This is a genomic window from Flavobacterium terrae (assembly GCF_900142035.1).
GTDB lineage: Bacteria > Bacteroidota > Bacteroidia > Flavobacteriales > Flavobacteriaceae > Flavobacterium > Flavobacterium terrae.
In genome coordinates, this window is the sequence record NZ_FQZI01000005.1 from 201,293 (window position 1) to 224,479 (window position 23,187).

The 23,187-nt window shown below is 30.4% G+C and carries 25 protein-coding genes; 16 read left to right on the plus strand and 9 right to left on the minus strand.

Features of this window, described 5'->3' with window-relative positions:
• Window positions 1-78: 78 nt before the first annotated feature.
• From BUC09_RS12870 to pyrF, 4 genes are read right to left on the minus strand one after another with little or no spacing between them, the layout of a single operon-like run.
• Window positions 79-855 carry an alpha/beta fold hydrolase gene (locus BUC09_RS12870; RefSeq protein WP_073312006.1) on the minus strand — a complete coding sequence of 259 codons (777 nt, stop codon included), beginning with the start codon at window positions 853-855 and terminating at the stop codon, window positions 79-81.
• Window positions 856-882: 27 nt separating this feature from the next.
• Window positions 883-1,722 (minus strand): ABC transporter substrate-binding protein, encoded by an 840-nt coding sequence (locus tag BUC09_RS12875; RefSeq protein WP_073312007.1) that lies wholly within the window; start codon window positions 1,720-1,722, stop codon window positions 883-885.
• 3 nt (window positions 1,723-1,725) lie between these two features.
• A complete protein-coding gene (locus tag BUC09_RS12880; RefSeq protein WP_073312008.1) occupies window positions 1,726-2,109 on the minus strand; it encodes a DoxX family protein in 384 nt (127 codons plus the stop codon).
• On the minus strand, window positions 2,106-2,930 hold the full coding sequence (gene pyrF, locus BUC09_RS12885; protein WP_073312009.1) for an orotidine-5'-phosphate decarboxylase: 825 nt from the start codon (window positions 2,928-2,930) through the stop codon (window positions 2,106-2,108). Before pyrF ends, BUC09_RS12880 begins: the two co-directional genes overlap by 4 nt.
• A 141-nt stretch (window positions 2,931-3,071) precedes the next feature.
• Between pyrF and BUC09_RS12890 the strand changes: the two genes are divergently transcribed.
• The 10 genes from BUC09_RS12890 to BUC09_RS12925 all read left to right on the plus strand — a co-directional run bounded on the left by BUC09_RS12890 (window position 3,072) and on the right by BUC09_RS12925 (window position 8,809).
• Window positions 3,072-3,635 (plus strand): hypothetical protein, encoded by a 564-nt coding sequence (locus BUC09_RS12890; protein WP_073312010.1) that lies wholly within the window; start codon window positions 3,072-3,074, stop codon window positions 3,633-3,635.
• Window positions 3,636-3,797: 162 nt separating this feature from the next.
• Window positions 3,798-3,950: a hypothetical protein gene (locus BUC09_RS14830; protein WP_159432952.1), complete on the plus strand. Its 153-nt coding sequence runs from the start codon at window positions 3,798-3,800 to the stop codon at window positions 3,948-3,950.
• A 37-nt stretch (window positions 3,951-3,987) separates the two neighbouring features.
• Window positions 3,988-4,545 (plus strand): helix-turn-helix domain-containing protein, encoded by a 558-nt coding sequence (locus BUC09_RS12895; RefSeq protein WP_073312011.1) that lies wholly within the window; start codon window positions 3,988-3,990, stop codon window positions 4,543-4,545.
• 7 nt (window positions 4,546-4,552) lie between these two features.
• Window positions 4,553-4,999 (plus strand): response regulator, encoded by a 447-nt coding sequence (locus tag BUC09_RS12900; protein WP_073312012.1) that lies wholly within the window; start codon window positions 4,553-4,555, stop codon window positions 4,997-4,999.
• A 3-nt stretch (window positions 5,000-5,002) separates the two neighbouring features.
• Window positions 5,003-6,793 carry an ATP-binding protein gene (locus BUC09_RS12905; RefSeq protein WP_073312013.1) on the plus strand — a complete coding sequence of 597 codons (1,791 nt, stop codon included), beginning with the start codon at window positions 5,003-5,005 and terminating at the stop codon, window positions 6,791-6,793.
• 169 nt (window positions 6,794-6,962) lie between these two features.
• Window positions 6,963-7,115: a lmo0937 family membrane protein gene (locus BUC09_RS14710; protein WP_143161933.1), complete on the plus strand. Its 153-nt coding sequence runs from the start codon at window positions 6,963-6,965 to the stop codon at window positions 7,113-7,115.
• Window positions 7,116-7,134: 19 nt separating this feature from the next.
• Window positions 7,135-7,410, plus strand: a complete 276-nt coding sequence (locus tag BUC09_RS12910) for a YtxH domain-containing protein (protein ID WP_073312014.1) — start codon at window positions 7,135-7,137, stop codon at window positions 7,408-7,410.
• Window positions 7,411-7,428: 18 nt separating this feature from the next.
• Window positions 7,429-7,803, plus strand: a complete 375-nt coding sequence (locus BUC09_RS12915) for a hypothetical protein (protein ID WP_073312015.1) — start codon at window positions 7,429-7,431, stop codon at window positions 7,801-7,803.
• 12 nt (window positions 7,804-7,815) lie between these two features.
• The gene (locus BUC09_RS12920; protein WP_073312016.1) at window positions 7,816-8,118 is read left to right on the plus strand and encodes a hypothetical protein; all 303 of its coding nucleotides are present in this window, start codon (window positions 7,816-7,818) and stop codon (window positions 8,116-8,118) included.
• A 28-nt stretch (window positions 8,119-8,146) separates the two neighbouring features.
• Window positions 8,147-8,809 (plus strand): hypothetical protein, encoded by a 663-nt coding sequence (locus BUC09_RS12925; protein ID WP_073312017.1) that lies wholly within the window; start codon window positions 8,147-8,149, stop codon window positions 8,807-8,809.
• A gap of 46 nt (window positions 8,810-8,855) precedes the next feature.
• Here BUC09_RS12925 and BUC09_RS12930 read toward each other — a convergent pair whose 3' ends face one another.
• Window positions 8,856-10,910 carry a DUF5723 family protein gene (locus tag BUC09_RS12930; RefSeq protein ID WP_073312018.1) on the minus strand — a complete coding sequence of 685 codons (2,055 nt, stop codon included), beginning with the start codon at window positions 10,908-10,910 and terminating at the stop codon, window positions 8,856-8,858.
• Between the two features lie 99 nt (window positions 10,911-11,009).
• Window positions 11,010-12,083, minus strand: coding sequence for a peptide chain release factor 1 (prfA, locus tag BUC09_RS12935; protein WP_073312019.1), 1,074 nt, complete (start codon window positions 12,081-12,083; stop codon window positions 11,010-11,012).
• A 175-nt stretch (window positions 12,084-12,258) separates the two neighbouring features.
• Here prfA and BUC09_RS12940 point away from each other — a divergent pair, with 175 nt between their 5' ends.
• Window positions 12,259-12,765, plus strand: a complete 507-nt coding sequence (locus BUC09_RS12940; protein WP_073312020.1) for a DUF6265 family protein — start codon at window positions 12,259-12,261, stop codon at window positions 12,763-12,765.
• A gap of 185 nt (window positions 12,766-12,950) precedes the next feature.
• A complete protein-coding gene (locus BUC09_RS12945) occupies window positions 12,951-15,269 on the plus strand; it encodes a TonB-dependent siderophore receptor (RefSeq protein WP_073312021.1) in 2,319 nt (772 codons plus the stop codon).
• Between the two features lie 202 nt (window positions 15,270-15,471).
• Here BUC09_RS12945 and BUC09_RS14835 read toward each other — a convergent pair whose 3' ends face one another.
• Window positions 15,472-15,636, minus strand: a complete 165-nt coding sequence (locus BUC09_RS14835; RefSeq protein ID WP_159432953.1) for a hypothetical protein — start codon at window positions 15,634-15,636, stop codon at window positions 15,472-15,474.
• Window positions 15,637-15,769: 133 nt separating this feature from the next.
• Window positions 15,770-17,233, minus strand: a complete 1,464-nt coding sequence (locus BUC09_RS12950) for an aminoacyl-histidine dipeptidase (RefSeq protein WP_073312022.1) — start codon at window positions 17,231-17,233, stop codon at window positions 15,770-15,772.
• 149 nt (window positions 17,234-17,382) lie between these two features.
• Between BUC09_RS12950 and BUC09_RS12955 the strand changes: the two genes are divergently transcribed.
• Together BUC09_RS12955 and BUC09_RS12960 are read left to right on the plus strand one after the other, a co-directional pair.
• The gene (locus BUC09_RS12955; protein WP_234972644.1) at window positions 17,383-18,384 is read left to right on the plus strand and encodes a DUF3810 domain-containing protein; all 1,002 of its coding nucleotides are present in this window, start codon (window positions 17,383-17,385) and stop codon (window positions 18,382-18,384) included.
• A 189-nt stretch (window positions 18,385-18,573) separates the two neighbouring features.
• Window positions 18,574-20,565, plus strand: a complete 1,992-nt coding sequence (locus BUC09_RS12960; RefSeq protein WP_073312024.1) for a response regulator — start codon at window positions 18,574-18,576, stop codon at window positions 20,563-20,565.
• A gap of 44 nt (window positions 20,566-20,609) precedes the next feature.
• On the opposite strand, the gene BUC09_RS12965 is transcribed toward BUC09_RS12960, so the two are convergent.
• Complete coding sequence (locus tag BUC09_RS12965) at window positions 20,610-21,914, minus strand: NAD(P)/FAD-dependent oxidoreductase (RefSeq protein ID WP_073312025.1); 1,305 nt, start codon at window positions 21,912-21,914, stop codon at window positions 20,610-20,612.
• A gap of 142 nt (window positions 21,915-22,056) precedes the next feature.
• On the opposite strand from BUC09_RS12965, the gene BUC09_RS12970 reads away from it, so the two are divergent.
• On the plus strand, window positions 22,057-22,551 hold the full coding sequence (locus BUC09_RS12970; protein WP_073312026.1) for an RNA polymerase sigma factor: 495 nt from the start codon (window positions 22,057-22,059) through the stop codon (window positions 22,549-22,551).
• A gap of 15 nt (window positions 22,552-22,566) precedes the next feature.
• A complete protein-coding gene (locus tag BUC09_RS12975) occupies window positions 22,567-23,187 on the plus strand; it encodes a hypothetical protein (protein ID WP_073312027.1) in 621 nt (206 codons plus the stop codon).

Genomic DNA, 23,187 nt, shown 5'->3' on the forward strand with positions numbered 1-23,187 from the left:
CCTTTGTAAAAGAAATTCATAGAATTTTGTTTGGTTTGGTTAGTTTACAAAAAAGTCGGTATCTAGGTACCGGCTTTTTTATTTGAATTCCTTTAAAAAACCAATGACTTGATCATTAAAAACCGAAGCCTGCTCTACGTTTACAACGTGTCCACATTTTTCAATCACAAAAAGTTTTGCCGTTTTATAATGCGCTTCAACCACTTTTTTTACAGAAGGTAAAAACATATAATCTTCTTCCCCCATAATGTAAAACGTTGGAATATTTAACTCCACTTGACGGAACCATCTTAACACAGGGTTAATCTCGGCTGTAAGCTTAAACCACTTAATAAATTCTTTCTGATAAAGCTTTTTTGCTTCGTTGATAAACAACAAACGAGACTGTTTGTGATTATCTTTGGGCATGATAATGAAAGCAAATAATTTATACAATACTAAGTAAGGAAGTATGTATTTAAAAACATTTCCTACTCGCATTAAAATTTGAGATCTGAAATTCATTTTTAAAATAGCGCCTCCCATAATCATGCTTTTTACTCTTTCAGGATACATTTCGGCCAATTGTCTAATCACAATGGTTCCAAGCGAAATACCCACAAAATGAGATGATTGTATTTTAAGATGATCAATCACTTTTATTACATCTTGAGCAATAGATTTGAAAGTATATTTTTTTGTAAAAGATGTTTTTTTAGAATCTCCATGACCTCTCAAATCAAGAAGTAAAACATTAAAATGCTTTTGAAATTCTCTAATCTGTTTAAACCAAATAGATGAACTTCCTCCAGCTCCGTGAACAAATGTCACCCACTGATTACTTGAAGGATTATCGTAAATGGTATAGTTTGTCACAGGATATTTTTGAGCAAATATAACTTTTTAATGCGAATGTGAATGTTGCAAATGTAATTCCCCTATTCTACTTCTAAGTTTCTTGAAATAATCAAAGGCTTTTACCAATCTGCTACCGTACCAAGAAAACATTTCTCCATCTACAAAAACAGTTTTTGCATGGTGAGTATGTCTTCCTAATTCAAAAGCATGCTCGTCATTAAAAGGAAATGGTTCTGAGGAAAGAAACAACAAATCGGGATCTCCTTGAATTCGCATTTTTTGTACTACTACTTCAGGATAACGACCAGTATATTTTTCGTGATTGGCATAAATATTGTTCAATTTATTAAGCTCTAACAAATGATTTATAAAAGTATCTTGAGCAGCAACCATATAAGGTTTTCCCCAAATAAAATAAGCTACACTTTGTGTTTCGTAATCTTTAATAAAATTTAGAAAATCTTGTTTTGCAAAATTGATTTTATCAATCCATTTTTGAGATTCGGTTCTCACATTAAAGAGTCTACCAAAATCTTCAATCATTTTGTTGTTGTCTTCAATAGTATAAATGTCTGTTACCCAAACTGGACATATTTTACTCAATTCTTCTACAATCTCAATCGTATTTTCTTCTTTATTGCAAATAATAATATCCGGCTGAAGTGCTTTTATTTTATCAACCTTTACTTGTTTTGTACCTCCAACAATTGTTTTAGTTGATTTAAAATGAAACGGATGCACACAAAACTTAGTAATACCCACAATTTTATCTTCTAAACCTAAATCGTACAACAATTCGGTTTGAGATGGTACCAATGAAACTATTCGTTGTGGCGAATTTTCGAAAGTATACTGGGTTCCTAGTTGATCAACAAAAATTTTCAAATCTTACTTTTTATTTTTTAAACTTATTCCATTAGGAAACATTATGAAAGTCAAAACGGCAATTAGCAAAAAATTGAATTCTACTCCGTTTCTTCCACCTCCTACTACAAACCAACCTTCTTGCAAATGCACCATAAAAATTCCAACAACAAGTATAAAAATTGTTATAATACAAGCTGGTTTTAAATATTTATTTGCCAACAAACAAATTGCTGCGACAACGTGTGACAGTTTAATTAACCAAGCCAGGATCAATCCAAAAGGAGCAAAACCAACTTCATTCAAATAAAGATTCCCAAAATCATTAACTCCGTTGTTAAACATTCCTCCCATGCCATGAACTAATAGTATTACAGCAACAGCAATTCGTAAAATTAATGTATTCATGACTGATGAGTTTTTAAAATATCCTCCATTTCCTGTTGAAGCTTCAAAGCTTCTTCCCTTGCCTTTTGAGCAAAATCTTCACCATTCGAAGTATAAATAATACCACGTGAAGAATTAATTAATAAACCTACATTCTTATTCATTCCGTATTTGCAAACTTCTTGCAAACTTCCCCCTTGAGCGCCTACACCAGGCACCAATAAAAAACTATCAGGAACAATTTTTCTAATTTCTGTGAAATATTCTGCTTTTGTCGCGCCAACTACATACATCAAGTTTTCAGAATTTTTCCAAGTCTTTGAGGTTTCAATTACTTGTTTATACAATTCCTTACCGTTAACATTTAAAGTCTGAAAATCAAATGCTCCTTCATTAGAAGTTAATGCTAACATTATAGTATGTTTTCCTTCAAAAGCTAAAAAAGGTTCAACAGAATCCTTACCCATATAGGGAGCTATAGTAACCGAATCGAATTCTAAATCTTCAAAAAAGGCTTTAGCATACATTGAAGAAGTATTTCCTATATCACCACGTTTTGCATCGGCAATAGTGAATAAATTAGGATAGTATTGATTTATATAATCTATTGTTTTTTGTAGCGCCTGCCATCCTTTAATTCCATAAGCTTCAAAAAAAGCAATATTTGGTTTATAAGCCACACATAAATCATGTGTTGCATCTATAATCGCTTTATTGAATTCGAAAATTGGATCTTCTGTACTTAGTAAATGCTGTGGAATTTTTGTCAAATCAACATCTAAACCTACACAAAGGAATGATTTTTTGATTTGAATTTGTTCGATTAGTTGTTGTGTTGTCATTTGTTATAGTTGTTGTGCAAAAGTACAAAGTAGAAACTCAATTCTCAAAATTATATAACATTCTCAAAAAATCATGTAAGAACTACCTTAACAAGTCGTCGCATCTTTGTCATGTAATCAAAACATTAAAAATTGGAAATTATGAAAACGATGAAAAATTTAATTTTAGGATTAGGGTTATTAGCTGCAAGTTCAATGATGGCTCAGAGTGAAAGAATGAACAATATGATCAAAGTAGGAGTTAATGGTGGTGTTGCTTTACCATCTACAAATGCTACTGCAAATGCTGGTGTAGATTTAGCGTATCAAAAATTAGTTGTTCCTGGATTTGGTTTAGGTTTTGCTACAGGATACAATCATTTTTTTGGAAAAGAAAATGACGGAATTAAAAACAATGACTTCGGAATTGTTCCAGTTGCTGCGCTAGTACATATTTACCCTGGAAAAACAGGTTTCTATTTAGGCTCTGATATTGGTTATGGATTTTTAGTTGGTGACGAAAAAGTAGCTAGCAATAGCAATGTTGACAGACCAGATGGTGGTTTATACATAAAACCAGAATTAGGATGGCATAATAGACATTGGAACTTCTCTGTTCAATACACAAAATTATTTACTGGTAGCAAAGGAGAAATAGGCAATCAAAATTATAACGCTTCTAGTTTAGGAGTGGGTATTAGTTACAATTTACCATTAGGAAAATAAAAGACATATATTTTGTTTGAGTTAGTTAGTTGGTTTGAAAAGCCTCGATAGTATTCGAGGCTTTTTCTTATATGAAAATTCTATAACAATAAGGCTAGAAGATGTAAGAGGAATTTAATGTTAAAAAGGCAACTTTGAATGTAACCTAAAATAAAAGCCAAAATGGAAAATTTAAATCAAATTATCGCTAAGGTTTTAAAACCTTTCTTTGCAGCTTTTTGCAATGACTTGGTTTTATTTGCAGGGCAACACAATTATTTTGAAATGTTTTTAATTGCCTTTTGCATAGAATTGAAAAGCACTATTTTCAATTAAAATTTATATATTTAAAAATTCAACTTATTAAGAAAATATGAAAGCTTTTTTAAAATTCGATTTTACTATTTTAACAAAAAAGTTTCTTGAAGAAAAATTATCATCTTTTGGATTAAAATATACTATTACAGGTTTTGGAGAAGTTGAATTTTTAGAAAATATTCCTGATGAAAAAATAGAAGAAATCACTTCTTTACTTAATGAATATGGGATAGAAATTATAGAGAACCAAAAAACTGTTTTAGTTCAAAAAATTAAAGATACAATCATTGAAATGGTTTTCAAGGAAGATGCTCCTAACGTGAAGGCTTCGGTGTATTTAGCTGAAAAACTAAATCATAGCTATGGTTATTTGTCAAATTTATTCTCTGAAGTAACTTATGCTTCAATTGAAAATTTCATAATTCTTCAAAAGATAGAATATGCAAAACAGCTTATAGTAAATGATAAATTAAGTTTAACAGAAATCGCTTTCAAGCTTAACTATTCTAGTGTAGCACACTTAAGTACACAATTTAAAAACACAACAGGAATTACTCCTTCTCAATTTCAAAGAATAATTGCCAAAAGAAGAGAAATTGCCAACACCAAATAATTAAAACATGCAAAAGGAATATATACACATTGTACTTGCGGATGATGATGAAGATGACAGACTGTTTTTTACAGATGCGTTTAGTGAATTAAAAATGAGCACAAAAGTACAAACCTATAATGATGGAGTTGCGCTAATGGATTATTTAAATCAAGAAGATGCTATTTTACCAAACGTGTTATTTTTAGATTTAAATATGCCTAGAAAAAGTGGTATTGAATGTCTACAAGAAATAAAATCAAATTCAAAGTTTGATAATATTGCGATTGCTATTTACTCTACTTCATCTTCAGAAGAACACATTGAAGAGACTTTTGTATTAGGAGCTAACATTTATATAAAAAAACCAAACGATTTTAATGCACTGAAAAAAGTTTTGTCTGATGTAATAACCATAAATTGGCAATACCATACATCAGGGCTAAACAAAGAAAACTTTTTACTTAGAATGTAACCAATGAATATTCTTTCGTTTTACAGATCACCCATTTTTTTAAGAATTGTTTTTGTACTATCAATCGCAATTATATTTTTTATTGCTGCTGTAACTTATAAGCAAATAAATGCATTAACAAATTCATCAAATCAAGTTTTGAACACTTACAATGTGGCTGTTGAACTTGAAAAAATGTACACTTATATTAATGATTTAGAAACCGCTAAAAGGGATTATATAGCATCAAACGATCAAACGATAAAATTTGCTATAAAAATCCATCAAAAAGAGATAGAAAAAGCATTACTAAAAGTTGAAAAAATAACAAAAGGAAACAAAACACAACGTGAATATTTAAAAATTCTTAGGAGCTTAATTAAACATAAATACTATATAGTTAATAGCATTTTAGCAAAAGATTACTCAAATGGTATATTAGGAAGTACAGAACTAAACAATGATTTTTTATCAGGTAAAAAAGTCATGTACGACATTCGCAAAGTAATAAACAAAATGATTACTATAGAAGAAAGTCTATTAAACAAACGAAATAGTATTTATAAAGACAATCAAAAAACCACTCCGTTATACATTTATCTTACACTACTAATAACACTGGTTCTTTTAGTTCTTTCCTATGTAAAAATGAGCAAAGATTTAAACAATATAAAATCTTACAACAACGAATTACTTGTGTCAAATGAATCCAGTAATTTATCAGAAATTGTTGGTAATTATGGAACCTGGCAATTAAATCTCGACACAAATAAATATACTTTTTCAGACAATGAGTATAGACTTTTAGGATATGAACCTAAAGCTTTTAAGGCAAACCTTGACGATTTCATGAAACACATTCATCCCGATGATTATGAAATGGTAAAAGAAGTGACGCTTAAAATGATTTATCAAGAAGTTTTACCTTCATTTACCTATAGAATTTATAAAACTAACGGAGAATTACGTCACTTTAGAGCATCAGGAAGAGTAGTTACAAAATCCGAAGAAAGAATTCTAATTGGCACAACAACTGATGTAACAGAAGTAATTATTGCCAATCAGGAAATTGAAGAACGTAATAGAATTTTAGAATCAAACAACAAAGAGCTACAAGCTTTTAACTATGTTGCCAGCCATGATTTACAAGAGCCATTGCGAAAAATTGAAACTTTTATATCAAGATTAATTGACAAAGATCTTGACAATTTATCGGAGTCTGGTCAACAATATCTCTCTAGAATTAATGCTGCAGCTGGAAGAATGCGCATATTAATTGATGATTTACTTCAGTTTTCTAGAACTACAAGAGCTGAACAAGTTTTTATGAAAACAGATCTAAATGAGTTATTAGAAAACGCAAAACAAGAACAAGCTCAACTTATTGAAGAAAAAAAGGCTATCATTAATAATGAAACACTTCCAGAATTAGAAGTAGTCCCTTTTCAAATTCAACAATTGTTTAGTAATTTAATTAACAATTCAATTAAATATAGCAAAGAAAACATCCCTCCAGTTATAAACATATCCATAACTGAAGTTGATACTGAAAGTGACGAAAAAATTAATTCCATCACAAATACTAAGTTTTATAAAATTATTTTCAGTGATAATGGAATTGGTTTTGAGCAAGAATATGCAGATAAAATATTTACTCTTTTCACAAGACTTCATAATAAAGATGAATATGCTGGAACGGGGATTGGTCTAGCAATTTGTAAAAAAATTATTGAAAACCATAAAGGTTATATTTTTGCAAACAGTGAAATAGATCGAGGTAGTACCTTTACTATATATCTTCCAAAAGAAATTTAAACAAAAAGCCATACTATGTATGGCTTTTTTATTTCATTCTTGAGTAATAATGGAAATTCTATAACATTTAAAAAAATTGTTGTAACACAAACCCCTGCAAGTAGCCCCATCTTTGTAATGTAATCAAGCAACACTGTTTACAAGTATTATTAACTTAAAAATAGAAATCATGCAAAATTTACTTTACATCGCCGCTATAGTATGCATCATTCTATGGGCAATAGGATATTTTGTTTACAGCTTAGGGAACTTAGTACACATCTTGTTAGTGATAGCAGTTATATCAGTTCTATTAAGAGTAATTAAAGGAAAACCATTATAAATTTTTAAAACTAAAGATTATGAAAACAGACAAAGTAGTATTAGGACTATTAGGAGCAGCAGCTGTGGGAGCAGCAATCGGAATTTTATTAGCTCCAGACAAAGGAAGTGAGACTAGAAAGAAAATTGCCTCTAAAGGAAAAGATTTAAAAGATTCTTTAAAAACCAATTTGAACAGTTTAACTGAAAAAGTTAATGAGGCATATGGCTCTTTAAAAGGAGAAGTAAAAGATGCTGCTGATGATTTAAATCATGAAATAGCTAATTTGAAAAACATTAACAAATCTATCATGTAACTATAAAAAGTAAACAAAATGAACAATCAATCAGCAAATACTAGTTCTCTTTTTGATAAAATGGAGAACTATACAAGAACGAGTATAAATCTATTCAAATTAAATTCAATTGAAAGATCAGCAGATGTGGTGTCTTCATTACTATCTCGAATCACGATTGTTACTATTGCTTCATTGTTCATTTTGTTTGCTAATGTTGGATTAGCCTTTTGGATAGGAAAAATGTTGGGTGAATATTACTTAGGCTTTTTTATTGTTTCTGGATTTTACATCATTTTAATGATACTAACTTTTATTTTCAGAAATAAAGCAATTAAAAAACCAATAAGTGATATGATAATCAAAAAAATGATACATGAAGATGAAATTGATAATATCATACGCAACAATTAAAATAATGAAGACATGAAAAATGAGAACCTTTCCAATAAATTAAAAGTTGCTATTTCAATTTTAGAAAAAAAGCAAACCTCTGAATTCAACGAATTAAGAACTGAATGTGAGATTGTACTTAATGAATTTAAACCCTTAAACATGATGGGACAAGTTTCAAAGTTTATCACATCAGAACCCAATATAAAAAACAATCTTTTCAATGCCGTATTAAGCTTAGGATTGGGTTATGTATCTAAAAAATTTATTCCTAAAAAAATAAATTCATTATTAAATAGGATTACCCAGTTTGCCTCAAACTTAAAAATGGCATAAAACATGTTTAACCATTAAAATTATGATTATGAAAGCAATTAAATTATTTGCTGCATTAACAATATTTGTATTTGTAGCCACGTCGTGTAAAAATGAAAGCGAATCGAAAGCCGAAAAAAGTGTAGATCAATATGTAACATACATTGATTCTGTAATAAAGATTGAACCCGAAATTGCGGCAGAAGATTGGGTAGATATCGAAGCTAGTGCCGAATTTAAAAAATCTGAAGCCCAAGAATCATTGGATGCGATTGACGATAGAGAACTTTTAGAAACAAAATTAGAATCTAGTTCTAAAAAGTTTGATGTATATAAAGAAGGAGTTGAGTCTAAAATGGAAATTGCAGAAGGAAATAGTTCTTCAGAAGTTCCTTTAAGCAAACGGCTCTTTGGAATTGTAATTGGTAAAGATTTGAATTTTAATTGGGTAAATAAAGATAATATTTTAACCGTATACCAAAACTTTGTCAATACAGTTTCTTCAAATAAAAAACAATATTCTAGAGAAGACTGGGACGAAATCAAATTGCTATACGAAGCATTAGATACTCGTAAAAACACTGTCGAAAAAGAAGGCCTTTCAACTAAAGACAATTTAAAAATTGCTGCTTTAAAAACAGAATTTGGCCCAATGTTCAAACTCAACAGAATGAGCGCTAAATCAGAAGAAAATGCAGAAGCGAAAAGCTAATAAAAAAAAGACCAGTATAAGCTGGTCTTTTTTTTATTTATTTATTTTATTTAACTAGTTTAACTTCTACTCTCCTATTTTGAGCTTTACCTGCTTTAGTTTTATTAGTCGCAATTGGTTTACTTTCCCCATATCCCATCGAGGTTAAACGACTAGCATCAATCCCATTTTCAATAAGGTAGTTTTTAACTGCAGCAGCTCTGTCTTCAGATAATTTTTGATTTAAAGTATCTTTACCATCACTGTCTGTATGTCCTTCAATTGAGAATTTTGATGATGGATATTCTTTTAAAATGGCCAACATAGCTTGTAACACTGGATAAGTTTGTTGTTGAAATGATGATTTACTTGTATCAAACAAAATTGTTTTAGCATAATCATTTAATTTTTTAACAACCTCATCAGTAACTTCAGGACAACCATTATTGTTAACAGTTCCTTTTACATCTGGACATTTATCTTCCTTATCAATAACTCCATCTTTATCAGTATCAGGCCAAGGACATCCTTTGTTTTCTTTTGGCCCTGCCACATCAGAACATTTATCATCTTTATCTAAAATTCCATCTTTATCTGAATCTTCCCAAGGACAACCTCTATTCGCTTTTTCACCAGGAACTGTTGGGCATAAATCTTCTTTATCAATAACTCCATCGTCATCAGTATCCTTATAAGGACAACCTCTATTTTCAACCGGACCTGCTACATCTGGACAAATATCATCCTTATCAATAACTGTATCACCGTCTTTGTCATTTACTTTAGGAACTCTTTTGCTCCCATATATAGGAATTCTTAAACCAGCATAAACATCAGCCCCTTTAGACTTATCGTTAAATAAATTTGTTATGACTGAACCAGAACCTAAAAATAATGGTCCCGCTCTAAAACCAAAACCTGCTTGAAAATCTCTGTACTCCGAATAATTAACTGGTAGATAAACTCCTATCCATTTTGATTCGTAACGGGGTGTTAATGTTATTGTAGTTGGATTAAAGTTTTTATTTAAACCATCTTTTGCAGTTAGTCCTAAATCTCCATTTAAATTCAAGAAAAATCTTTGGTATATATTCCAATCCACATTTGCATGCAACGCCGTTGGTAAAACTGCTTTTACAGATTTTACAATTTCTGGATTCGAGTCAAATAGTTCTAACACATCCTGAAAATCTTCTGCGTTATCAACTTCAATAGCAGATACTGTTCTATCAAAAGAATACTTTCTTAATGTATCATTCTTAAATTTTAATGAACCTAAATCTGTAACCGACAATCCTAATTTAAGTTTGTACTTACTAAGGCTATTTACAATTACTTTGTCGGGTCTCCATTCGTAAACTACCCCTAAATCTGCAGCAAAACCATTAGAATTAGAACCAAAGTCAAAATCTTTTGCAGAATTTTCAAAATCAGTAGTTCCTCCATAGATAATCTCGCCACTTGCAGTTACTGTACTTAATGCAGGAACTATATTATCATTGTATTTGATATTTAAATTTCTTCCATTAGAATAAGTATTTGCAAGTCCTTGAAGATATTTGGCACTAACACCCGCTTTTAAAAAATGCTGATCTTTATCTAACAATATTGTTCCGTAAGTTAACCCTACTTCAGCCCAACTATTGCCAACAAGATTATAATTCCCTTCGTTAATCTCAAAACTATCATTTCCTAAAAATCCAGAATCTAATCTACTAAAAGTCGTTCCATTAATATCTGTTGCGTTAACAATTGCTCGACCTCTTGTAAATAATCCTAATGAATGTTTGGGAGTCATATTAAACATTACCGACAGACCTTGAGTATCAACATTTATATAAGCATTATTACTATTCATAGGGAATTTTTTAGCACTTGCCTCAAAATCGTAATTATTTTTTAAAACATCTGTGAATTTAACCCCATAGTAATCATTTGAAGCAAAAACACTTCCTGACACTAAATTAATATCAATTTTATAAGGAGAATCAACAACGTTTGCTGGATTGTACAAAAGCCCTTGAGTACCACTATAATTGTCACTAAAGTACCCTAAATACGATTGAGCTTTAACAGAGTAAATTCCAGCAATAGTTAAAGCAACAAGAAGAAATTTTTTCATTTATTTCAGGTTAAAATTAGTTAAAAAAATAACTCCCAAACTCAGTAAATATTGTGTTTGGGAGCATAAATTTAAGAAGAATTTGTATATTATTTTAAATTAAAATACTTCGCTTTCTTTTAATTTTTCTGTATTCGAAACTAATTGTAACTCTTCAATGAATTTTTGAATCTTTCCAGCCATTACACCATCCATATCAAAAATATCCATTCCTATTCTGTGATCAGTTACACGTCCTTGTGGATAGTTGTAAGTTCTAATTTTTGCAGAACGGTCTCCACTACTTACCTGAGAGTTACGCTTTTTAGCATCTTCCTCTTGTTTTTTAGCCAATTCCATTTCATACAAACGAGAACGTAAAACCGACAATGCTTTGTCTTTATTTTTATGTTGCGATTTTTCATCCTGACACTGAGCCACTAAACCTGTTGGAATGTGAGTCATACGAACAGCAGATTTAGTTGTATTTACTGACTGACCACCAGGCCCAGACGAACAGAATAAGTCGATACGAACATCGTTCATGTCAATTTGCACATCAAACTCCTCAGCCTCTGGTAAAACCATAACTGTAGCCGCAGATGTATGCACACGACCTTGAGTTTCTGTTTGAGGTACACGTTGTACACGGTGCACTCCTGCTTCAAATTTCAAAGTACCATAAACATCCTCTCCTGTAACTTCAAAAATAATTTCTTTGAAACCACCAGAAGTACCTTCGTTTAAGTCAACCACAGATGTTCTCCAACCTTTAGTCTCACAAAACTTAGTGTACATTCTATATAAATCTCCAGCAAATATTGAAGCTTCATCACCACCAGTACCTGCTCTAATCTCAACCATTACGTTTTTTGCATCTTCAGGATCCTTAGGGATAAGCATAAACTTAATTTCATCCTCTAATTGAGGTAATCTTTGCTGAGCTTCATCTAATTGCATCTTAGCCATTTCCACCATTTCGGCATCACTACCATCAGCAATAATTTCTTTAGCCTCCTTAATGTTACCATCAAGATTTATATACTCTTCACGTTTTTCAACAAGAGCTTTTAAATCCTTATATTCTTTATTTAACTGTACATAACGCTTTTGATCGGCAATAATATCAGGTTGAATAATCAAGTCTGAAATTTCGTCGAAACGCTGTTTTACGTATTGAAGTCTGTCTAACATTTTATTGTCTTCTATTTTGGAGTGCAAAATTACAAAAAAGATTTTAGATTTTAATCTTTGATTTTTAGGAGCTTTCTCCAGCTTTCGTCTTTATCTTTTTTGAACAAAAAAGGATATCGACTCAATCTGGGCTATTTTTTTTTAAATTTGATACTCTACCTAAAAACCAACTAATATGAAAAAAGCAGTTCTTTATTTATCCATAATCACAACTTCTTTATTATTAACCTCTTGTTTAAAAAAAGAAGATCAAAAAAATGAGATTAAATCAAAAAAGTACACAAAACTTGAAGATGTTAAATGGCTCATAGGCTCATGGGGCAATACAACCAAAGAAGGAAATTTAACTGAGACTTGGAGTCAAAAAAACGATAGCACCCTATCAGGAAAAACAACTTTTATAGCAGGCAAAGACACTTTGTTCACAGAAACCATTGAAATAATTCAAACAAAAGACTCATTATTCTACAACACAAGTGTATCTAATCAAAACGAAGGAAAAATAATTTCTTTTAAGTCCTCATTTGCTTCAAAAAACGAAATAGTGTTTGAAAATTCCAAACATGATTTTCCTCAAAAAATAGAATATAAAAAAATAGCATCTGATAGTTTAGTTGCTAAAATCTCTGGTAATAAACAAGGTAAAGAATCATTTGAAGAATACCCCATGAAGAAAAAATAGAACACGAAAAAGTGTTTTTTCATATAAAATAGAATTTTTAAAAAATTATAAAACACTTAAAAACAACAACTTAATTTAAATTTTAAAAATTTATTTAAATTTAATCTAAATAAGTTTTAGAAATCGAGAAATACATTTTATTTTTGCACTCGAAATCAAACATTATTTTAATTAATTCTAAATAAATGAAAAAATATCTGTCTCTACAAGCTGTATTTTTACTACTAACAACAATTTCTTTTGCTCAAACTGCTTATATATCAAAAGCAGAATACGATTTAGAAGATTATTCTGAATTGAATGATACAGTAAAAAACAAAAAAAGAAAAATCCTTAATGAAGTTACTATCACTTCAAATCAACAAAGAAAACCAGTAAGTGTAGTAAGATCTGGTTTAAAAGAAATGGATAACCCACAAAGTGTTCAGGTTATAGCTAATGAAGTTATAGAGCAACAACAAGCTATCCGTTTAAGCGAAGTTATTAAAAATGCAAATGGTGTTTATGTTGGTTCAGCTCGCGGTGGAGCTCAAGAATCATTTTGGTCTAGAGGCTACGATATGGGAGCAAACAATATGTTTAAAAACGGATTTCGATACAATGCAGGTTCAATCCCAGAGGTTTCTTCGCTAGAAAAAGTTGAGTTTTTAAAAGGAGGCTCGGCATTGTTATACGGAAATGTAACTCCTGGAGGGATATTAAACTTAGTAACTAAAACTCCAAAATTCAATAAAGGTGGTGAAATCAATATGCAACTAGGGAGTTATGATTATTACAAACCATCTGTTGATTTTTATGGACCATTAAACAATTCAATAGCATATCGTTTTACTGGATCATATGAAAAGTCAAACAGTTTTAGAGATTATGTAAAAAACGATCGAATTTATATAAACCCTTCCTTTTTATTTAAAATTTCTGAAAAAACTGATGTCACTGTACAAGGAGATTATTTAAGTGCAGACTGGACTCCTGACTTTGGAACTGGTATCATTGGAAAACAAATTTTAGACATCCCTCGTAACACATATTTTGGAGCACTTTGGTCAACTGGAAATACAAAATCAGCTAGTGCATCATTATTATTTAACCATGATTTTAACAAAAACTGGAAACTTAGTTTCAATTCTTCATTTCAATCTTACAGAAGAAAACAAAAATCTACAGCACAATTAAATACTATTGATGCCAATGGGAACTGGAAACGTGGTTTAACACAAGCAGATGCAGCTGAAAAAATATTTGGAGACCAATTAAGTTTACAAGGAAGCTTTAATACCGGTAAAATTAAACACCAAATATTTACTGGTGTTGATTTTGAAAATTCTATCGCGCCAAACTATACTTTTGGATTTTTTGCAACTCCAGATGGCACAACACCAATCACTACAGAAGCAACTGCTATAAATCTTTTTAACTATGATTATAGTACACAAAGTTTGACTGCTCCATATCCAACTAGAGCTACTCAACTTGCCTCAACAAATACAAAACGTTTTGGTGCTTATGCGCAAGATTTGATTTCTATTACAGATTACATTAAAGTTTTAGCTGGTATAAGATGGTCTTGGCAAGAAAGTCAAGTTACAACTACTAAAGAGGTTATTGAAAAAATTTCAGGAGTTGATGTACTAACAACTAGACTTGAAGATGCCACTCCAGTAGAAGGAACAAAAACATTAAACAGAGCATATTCACCAAAAGCAGGATTAGTTATTCAACCAAATAAAAATTTATCATTCTTTGGAAGTTACTCTAATTCATTTACTCCAAACACAGGCACAACTGTTAACTTAGAACCATTAAAACCTTCAATAATTGATCAATTTGAAGTAGGGGTTAAAAAGGAATTTTGGAATGGAGCATTAAGTACCAATGTAACCCTTTACCAAATAACCAATAATAATTTAGCGCAAACAGCTCAATTTTTAGCTGATGGTGTTACTCAAAACGTAAATACTAGTTTAAAAGAATTAGTTGGAGGAGTAAAAGGTAAAGGAATTGAAATTGACATCACTGCAAAACCTATTGAAGGCTTAAATATCATGGCAGGATATAGCTTTAATGAAACAAAAGTTGCTAAATCTTCTGGAACTAGCGGAAGTCTTGTGGTTGGAGACATTTTAACAAGAACCCCAAAAAATACAGCAAATCTTAGTTTCTTTTACAAAATACCTAACGGAAAATTAAAAGGCCTAAGCTTTGGAGCAATTGGAAACTACATTGGAGATCGTATGGGAGGATGGAATGACCGTTATGTTTGGACTGAAATCAAGCCATCGACAAATCCAAGAACATATAATGTAACTATTGAAGATCGTGACATTCCATTAAAAGGTTATTTTACAGCAGATGCATCAATAGGCTACGAATGGAATCAGATTTCATTACTTTTTAAACTCTCAAATGTAACAAACGAATTAAATTACACAGTTCATGAAAACTATAGTGTAAATCCAATTACACCTCGTCAAGTAATGACATCATTAAAATACAAATTTTAATTTGAGTTATTTTCATAAAGAAGATGAAACATTTAGTCTTTTCATCTTCTTTAAATTTTTGATTAGTTAGTATTAAGGCTTTAAAAAGATACAAATACACACTTTTGAATTTAATTTTAAAGACAAAAAAACCCTTCTTTTACCAAGAAGGGTTTTTAATTTTTCAAAAAACTCCTTTAAAGTCAAGGATACTAATTCTGAATTAAGGACATTGTTGTGTACCACTAACCCAATATGTACAAACTCTTGTTCCATTAGCGTTATAATCCCACTCACAACATCTTCTTAATGCTGCACCCACGATTTGTTTTTGCTCTGACTTGCTCAACTCCTTAACTCCAGACAGATTTGAAAGATTCTTAATCATAGTTTTTTGGTTTTTTAATTTGTAATATTTTTCTTATATAAAATTACAAATCTCTGAGAGGACTCATTACGGTTTTTCCTCATAAAAAGTTAAAATATATAAAAAAACCCATCTCATTGAGATGGGTTTAAATTTAATTTTTAGACGGTATATTCTCTAAAATCTCTAAAAGGAATTTCCAGAATTTTTGCGACGATTTAATTGATGCTCTTTCATCTGGACTATGCGCTCCGTGAATAGTTGGTCCAAAAGAAATCATATCCATTCCTGGGTAATTTGTTCCTAAAATACCACACTCTAAACCTGCATGACATGCCACAACTTTTGGCTTCTCATTATTCTGTTTTTCATAGATAGTAGTTAAAACTTCTAATATCTCTGATTGAACATTTGGCGTCCAACCAGGATAACTTCCAGAAAAAACAACTTCACAACCAAATAATTCATAAGCTGAACGAAGAGCATTAGCTAAGTCAAACTTAGAAGATTCTACAGAAGAACGAGTTAAGTTTTGAATTGAGATTTCTCCATCCTTTACCACTACTCTAGCAATATTGTTTGATGTTTCAACTAAATCTTCCATATCAGGACTCATTCTATAAACACCATTATGAGCCGCATAAATAGAACGTAAAAGTCCTTCTTGAACTCCTAAATCCATTACCTTAGAAGGCAAATCTGATTTCTCAATACTAATTTCTAATTTAGGTTCTGTAGTTTTGAATTCTGCTTTGATATCATTTATCACTTCTTGCATATCAAATACAAAAGCCTCATCATACATTGAAGCAATAATCACCTTTGCAACACTTTCCCTAGGAATTGCGTTGCGTAAGCTTCCTCCACTAATTTCAGCTATCTGCAAACCAAAATTTTCAAAACCATCAAACAACAAACGGTTCATAATTTTATTAGCATTACCTAATCCTTTATGAATATCCATTCCTGAATGACCACCATTTAAACCTTTAACAGTAATTGTATAACCCACAGATCCTTCTGGAGTTTCCTCTTCATTATACTCTCGAGTTGCCGTTACATCTACTCCACCAGCACATCCTATGTCAATTTCATCATCTTCTTCAGTATCTAAATTCAAAAGAATCTCTCCTTTCAAAATTCCTCCTTTTAAATTTAAAGCACCTGTCATTCCAGTTTCTTCATCGATAGTAAACAAAGCATCGATAGCTGGATGAGGAATATCTTTACTCTCTAATATTGCCATAATTGCAGCAACTCCAAGTCCGTTATCAGCACCTAAAGTAGTCCCTTTTGCACGAACCCAGTCACCATCAACATACATATCGATACCTTGTTGATCGAAATCAAAAACTGTATCGTTGTTTTTTTGATGCACCATATCTAAATGACCTTGCATTACTATGGTCTTTCTATTTTCCATCCCTGGAGTAGCTGGCTTACGAATAATTACGTTTCTAATTTCGTCTTCAAAAGTTTCAAGTCCTAAACTTTCTCCAAACTTTTTCATGAACTCAATAACTCTTTCTTCTTTTTTTGAAGGACGAGGTACTGCATTTAAATCGGCGAATTTGTTCCAAAGTGCTTTTGGCTCCAAATTTCTTATTTCTTGGCTCATTATTGTTTATTTTATTTTTAAGAAGTTCAAAGTTACAAAGTTTAAATTCTTTTTTGACTAATTCATAATGTATATATTTACGGATAATTTATTTTTTTGTGAGCCGAAAATATTTTTTACCGCTGTTTTTATTATTTCAATTGATTGGATTGAAAATACTCACTCTATTTCCTGAATTTATAGAAACATACTATACAAATGGCTTATACCATTATATATCTCATTTTTCGAGAACAATTTTTGGCAAAATTCCTTTCTCTGTTGGAGATCTCATTTACACATCAGTTATTGCTTGGATAATAGTTTGGTTTTATAAAAAACGTAAAGAAAATTGGAAGCGCAAAGTATTCGCAGCGGTTAACTTTATATCAATTTTCTATTTTTTATTTAATCTTTTGTGGGCTTTGAATTATTACCGAGTTCCGTTGTATCAAAAACTAGACATAAAAACTGATTATACTGATGAACAATTAATAAGTTTTACCAAAAAATTAATACTTAAAACCAACGAAATTCATTTTCAAATCACAAAAGACACAGCTCAAAAAGTTATAAATCAACTTGACAAAGAATCAATATTCAAAACCGCATTAAATGGTTATGGAAATTTGAGCACCAATTATTCTTATTTGAAGTATGAAATACCTAGCCAAAAAAAATCATTAATTAGTTTTTTCCTTTCTTACATGGGATTTGGTGGTTATTTAAACCCTTTTACAAACGAAGCTCAAGTAAACAGCGAAATTCCTAACTATACCTTTCCAGCAACATTGTGCCACGAAATGGCTCATCAAATTGGTTTTGGAAGTGAAAGCGAATGCAATTTTATTGGTTTCATGGCTTCGACAAAAAATGAAAATTTATACTTTAAATACGCTGGATATACACTTGCTCTTCGTTATTGTTTAAATAACATTGGTTACAAAAATGAAAGACTATATAATGATTTGAGAAAAACTGTAAATCCAGGTGTTTTCAAAAATTACAAAGAAAGTGAAGCATTTCACAAAGCACACGAAACATTTATAAATACTTTTTTTGAGGCTTTCTATGACAATTTTCTAAAGCTCAATCAACAAAAAGATGGTCTACTAAGTTATAGCAAATTTGTAGATTTGATGGTTAATTACTACCAAAACCGTGACTTATAACAATATAACTCTAAAATAACTTTTCATTTTAAAACATTTTAACTAAAAAAATGTATTTTTATACATAAATCAATTTTAGTGGAGCTAACTTTATTCAAAAAAACCAGTTCAACTTATACCAAAGTAATAAGTTTACTTACGGTTATGTCATTATGCCTCTTACTTCTTGTTATATCTCTGTATTATTACATGAAAGTACAAGAAAAAAACATCTATGACACCAGTAATCGTGTATATAAACAAGAAATAAATTCTTTACTAAAACTAAATACTGAAAACTATATTTCATTAATTACAGAAATCACTTATTGGGATGAATTTGTTGACTTTATAAGTACAAAAAATTTAAAATGGTTTAACAGTTCTGTAGCTAGTGTAATAGACAACTATAAAGTAGAATATGTTTGCGCCTACGATACTAAAGGCAAACTTTTAACTAAAGTTGCGACTCCTAAAATTAGAAGTTCCAACTTTATTCCTCAAGATGCTATTACTAAATTATTAAAGAAAAAATTAGATAAATTTTATCTACAAATTCCTGAAGGTGTTGTAGAAGTTTATGGAGCTACAATACATCCATCTGATGATCCATATAAAAACAAAACCAAACCTGCTGGTTGTTTTTTCATGGTAAGATTATTAGACAATGAATATTTTGCCAATTTTGAAAAGATAAGCACTTCTAACATCGAATTTTTTAAATCTATTGATAAAAATAGTAAGGCTGTATATTATGTATTTCCACTGAAAGATTATAAAAATGAAACGGTAGAGAAATTATATTTTAAAAGATCTTATGATATCGATTTTTGGATTACAAGATTTATATTGATTACAATTTCATTGGCTCTTTTTTTATCTTGGATAGTTTATTATTACTATGCTAATAAATGGTCAAGAGCTCCTTTAAGCTACATTAAAAGTTTCTTAAAAACTGGCGATAAAGCTGCTTTACAAGCCTTAAAAAATGTGAGAGGTGAGTTTAGATATATAGGTAAACTTTTTGAAGAAAATCAACAAAAAACAATAGAATTAGAGAAGTCAAAACTAAAAGCAGAAGAAGGGGAAAAACTAAAATCTGCATTCTTAATGAATTTATCTCACGAAGTAAGAACACCCATGAATGCCATTATCGGGTTTTCGGACTTATTATTGAATCCAAACTTAACGCAAGAGGAAAAAGCCGAATATATAAGAATCATTCATCAAAGTGGTAAAAACCTAATTGAAATTATTGATGATTTAGTTGAAATGTCTAAAATCGAAATAAATAGTATTGAACCAAACATCTTGCCTATAAACATTGACACAATGGTTCAATCCGTTTTTGACTCAATCGTTATTACAAATAAAAATCCAAAAATTGATATTAAATTAATTAAACCTAAAAGAGCATTAAAAAAAGATATAAGAACTGATGGTGTAAAAATCAATCAGATTCTAATCAACTTACTAAACAATGCCATTAAGTTTACAGAAGAAGGATATGTGATTCTAGATTACGATGTTGATGAAGTAAAAAAGCAAATTATTTTTACAGTTAAAGATTCCGGAATTGGTATTGCTAAAGAGCATCAAGAAAAAATTTTTAAACGTTTCAACAAGATTGGGTCAACAAAAATTTCTGCCAATGAAGGACTTGGACTAGGCTTGGCTATTGCAAAAGCATACATAGAAATGTTAGGAGGAAGCATTACACTTACTTCGCAACCTGGAGTTGGATCAGTTTTTAGTTTTAACATCCCATTAGATTATGAAGAAGCAATCAGACAAACAACTATTGAGGATACTAAAATTAATTATTCTCAGGGTGAAGAAGAGCTTATTCTTGTAGCGGAAGACGACAATATAAACTTTGCTCTCATCAAAAAAATATTAACCTCAGCCAACTACAATGTAATAAGAGCCTGTGACGGTGTCGAAGCTATAAAAATTGCGCAAGAAAATCAGGAAATTGACCTTATACTAATGGATATTAAAATGCCTAATTTGAATGGTTACGAAGCCTACACAAAAATTAGAGAATTTAATACTCAAATTCCAATCATAGCACAAACGTCCTACTCTTTCCCAGAAGAGATTGAACGCATTAAACAAATAGGATTTTCGGATTTTATATCTAAACCTCTTAACAAAGAAAAGCTTCTAGAATTAGTAGGTAAATATTTCAATAAGGCTTAAAAGAATATAATTTCACCAAGATAGATCTAGATTTTTAACTTTATCTAAACCTCATCACTAGTAAATGTTGTAAAACTTCGCTTTTTATAAGGTCGAATAATCAATCTTCCTTCCCTATCAAAACGGATATAATTGTAAACCCAATTTAAGAAAACTACTGCCTTATTTTTAAATCCTATCAAAGAAAATAGATGAACGAACATCCAAACAAACCAAGCAAAAACACCATTAAAATGATATTTTGGTAAATCAACAACAGCTTTATTACGACCAATAGTTGCCATAGAACCTTTATCATTGTATTCAAAAGGCTTCATGTTTTGTCCATTAACTAAACGCCAAAGGTTTTCTCCTAATAAATTACCTTGTTGAATAGCTGGCTGTGCCATCATAGGGTGACCTTGAGGATATAACTCAGATTCCATTGAAGCTATATCTCCTATTGCAAAAATATTATCATATCCTTTTACCTGATTGAATTGATTTACTTTAATTCTTTCAACTCTTTCTACAAGTGAATTAACGTCAAGCCCTGAAATTGCTGCCCCTTGTACACCAGCTGTCCAGATTACTGTAGCTGAATCAAAAGTCAAATCGGAATTGGTTGATATAATTCTCCCATCATAATTTGTAACTCTAACATTTTTCCAAATCTTAACTCCTAAGCTTTCTAAAAAAGCCTCTGAAGCATTAGACGATTCAACACTCATCGTATTTAGAATTCTATCGCCACTTTGAATTAAGTTGATTTGCATTTTTTGAATGTCTAAATCTGGGTAATCTTTTTGCAAAATAGCTTTTTTCATCTCTGCTAAAGCACCTGCAAGCTCAACCCCTGTTGGCCCTCCACCAACTAAAACAAAATTAATTAGTGCCTCTCTATCAGATTGATTTTTAGTTAAAACCGCTTGCTCGAAGTTTTCCAAAATCAAACTTCTAATATTTAAAGCCTGCGGAATAGTTTTCATCGACATTGAGTTTCGCTCAATTTCTTTATTACCAAAATAATTCGTTTTAGAGCCCGTAGCAATTACCAGAAAATCGTAATGTAAATCCCCTATTTCCGATATTACTTTTTGTGCATTAGTATCTATTTCTTTTACAGAGGTCAATCTAAAATAAAAGTCTTCACAACCTTGCATTACCTTCCGAATTGGGTAAGCAATTGATCCCGCTTCAAGTCCACCAGTCGCAACTTGATAAAGCAATGGCTGAAATGTATGATAATTATGTTTGTCTAGTAAAACTACTTGGAGATTTTTATTTTTAAGTTTTTTTGCTAATGCAATTCCAGCAAAACCGCCTCCTATTATTATAACTCTTTTTTTATTAGATTGAGGTATATTCATTGTATTAAAAAGTGTTGAATTCCAAAGTTACAAAAGTGATTCAAACAAATCATTCAAAATTAAAAATCAACTTATGAATTTTTATTTCATTCTAAAATTATTTCATTTGTAACAAAATATAAATTTCTACTACTTATTGCGTATGAGTAATGAACTAGAAAAGTCATTTGTTAGCCAGTTAAAAGAGAATCAGAATATTATTCATAAGATTTGTCGGCTATATACTCATGACGATGATGAGCATAATGACTTATTTCAAGAAATTACGATTCAATTATGGAAAGCTTTTCCAAAATTTAGAGGAGAAAGTAAATTTTCTACTTGGGCCTACAGAGTAGCACTTAATACTGCTATTACACTCTATCGAAAATCAACAAAATCTATCAGTACTATTGAATTTGAAACTGGAAGACATTTTATTCCTCAAGAGGAATACAACTACGAAGAAGAGGAGCATATCAAGTTACTTTACAAAGCAGTACATCAATTGAATGACATCGAAAAAGCTTTAGTTTTTATGTATTTAGAAGACAAAGACTACACTGAAATTGCCGAAACACTTGGTATTTCAGAGGTGAATGCACGTGTAAAAATGAATAGAATAAAAACTAAACTTAAACAAATTATTAATCCGTAAAGAAAAAGGCATATAATGGAAGAGTTGGATTTACTAAAAAAAGATTGGAAAAAGAATCAAAATTTTAGAGAGGTTTCTGAAAAAGAAATCTATACAATGTTGCATAAAAAATCATCATCTATAGTAAAACTTATTTTAATAATAAGTGTATTAGAAGTTGCCTTTTGGTTTTTGATAGGTTTTCTTTTTGATTCTGAACAATATTTCAAAAAATTAAATAATCCTTATTTAGTTGATTTTTTCAATGTTTTCACAATAATTAATTACTTAGTAATAGCTGTATTCATTTATATTTTTTATAAAAACTACAAAAATATTTGTGTAGTATCTTCTACTAAAAATTTGATGAAAAGCATTATAAAAACTAGAAAAACAGTGAATTACTACATTTGGTATAATCTTGGAATGATTATTATTGGAACAATTTTAGGATTTGCTTTAGCATTTAACACTGACCCGAACTTAATGAAACTGACAGAACATAATGATAGTGTATTTTACATTGCTCTAATTATATGTTTTGTATCGATAGTAGTGATGGTTGGACTATTTTGGTTATTCTATAAATTACTTTACGGAATTTTACTCAAAAAATTATTCAAAAACTATAACGAATTAAAAAAAATAGATTTATAA

Bases quoted from the DNA above. Each gene is read 5' to 3' on its own strand.
- BUC09_RS12880 (WP_073312008.1), bottom strand. From the start codon at position 2,109: ATGAATACATTAATTTTACGAATTGCTGTTGCTGTAATACTATTAGTT.
- pyrF (WP_073312009.1), bottom strand. From the start codon at position 2,930: ATGACAACACAACAACTAATCGAACAAATTCAAATCAAAAAATCATTC.
- BUC09_RS12890 (WP_073312010.1), top strand. From the start codon at position 3,072: ATGAAAACGATGAAAAATTTAATTTTAGGATTAGGGTTATTAGCTGCA.
- BUC09_RS14830 (WP_159432952.1), top strand. From the start codon at position 3,798: ATGGAAAATTTAAATCAAATTATCGCTAAGGTTTTAAAACCTTTCTTT.
- BUC09_RS12895 (WP_073312011.1), top strand. From the start codon at position 3,988: ATGAAAGCTTTTTTAAAATTCGATTTTACTATTTTAACAAAAAAGTTT.
- BUC09_RS12900 (WP_073312012.1), top strand. From the start codon at position 4,553: ATGCAAAAGGAATATATACACATTGTACTTGCGGATGATGATGAAGAT.
- BUC09_RS12905 (WP_073312013.1), top strand. From the start codon at position 5,003: ATGAATATTCTTTCGTTTTACAGATCACCCATTTTTTTAAGAATTGTT.
- BUC09_RS14710 (WP_143161933.1), top strand. From the start codon at position 6,963: ATGCAAAATTTACTTTACATCGCCGCTATAGTATGCATCATTCTATGG.
- BUC09_RS12910 (WP_073312014.1), top strand. From the start codon at position 7,135: ATGAAAACAGACAAAGTAGTATTAGGACTATTAGGAGCAGCAGCTGTG.
- BUC09_RS12915 (WP_073312015.1), top strand. From the start codon at position 7,429: ATGAACAATCAATCAGCAAATACTAGTTCTCTTTTTGATAAAATGGAG.
- BUC09_RS12920 (WP_073312016.1), top strand. From the start codon at position 7,816: ATGAAAAATGAGAACCTTTCCAATAAATTAAAAGTTGCTATTTCAATT.
- BUC09_RS12925 (WP_073312017.1), top strand. From the start codon at position 8,147: ATGAAAGCAATTAAATTATTTGCTGCATTAACAATATTTGTATTTGTA.
- BUC09_RS12930 (WP_073312018.1), bottom strand. From the start codon at position 10,910: ATGAAAAAATTTCTTCTTGTTGCTTTAACTATTGCTGGAATTTACTCT.
- prfA (WP_073312019.1), bottom strand. From the start codon at position 12,083: ATGTTAGACAGACTTCAATACGTAAAACAGCGTTTCGACGAAATTTCA.
- BUC09_RS12940 (WP_073312020.1), top strand. From the start codon at position 12,259: ATGAAAAAAGCAGTTCTTTATTTATCCATAATCACAACTTCTTTATTA.
- BUC09_RS12945 (WP_073312021.1), top strand. From the start codon at position 12,951: ATGAAAAAATATCTGTCTCTACAAGCTGTATTTTTACTACTAACAACA.
- BUC09_RS14835 (WP_159432953.1), bottom strand. From the start codon at position 15,636: ATGATTAAGAATCTTTCAAATCTGTCTGGAGTTAAGGAGTTGAGCAAG.
- BUC09_RS12950 (WP_073312022.1), bottom strand. From the start codon at position 17,233: ATGAGCCAAGAAATAAGAAATTTGGAGCCAAAAGCACTTTGGAACAAA.
- BUC09_RS12960 (WP_073312024.1), top strand. From the start codon at position 18,574: ATGAAAGTACAAGAAAAAAACATCTATGACACCAGTAATCGTGTATAT.
- BUC09_RS12965 (WP_073312025.1), bottom strand. From the start codon at position 21,914: ATGAATATACCTCAATCTAATAAAAAAAGAGTTATAATAATAGGAGGC.
- BUC09_RS12970 (WP_073312026.1), top strand. From the start codon at position 22,057: ATGAGTAATGAACTAGAAAAGTCATTTGTTAGCCAGTTAAAAGAGAAT.
- BUC09_RS12975 (WP_073312027.1), top strand. From the start codon at position 22,567: ATGGAAGAGTTGGATTTACTAAAAAAAGATTGGAAAAAGAATCAAAAT.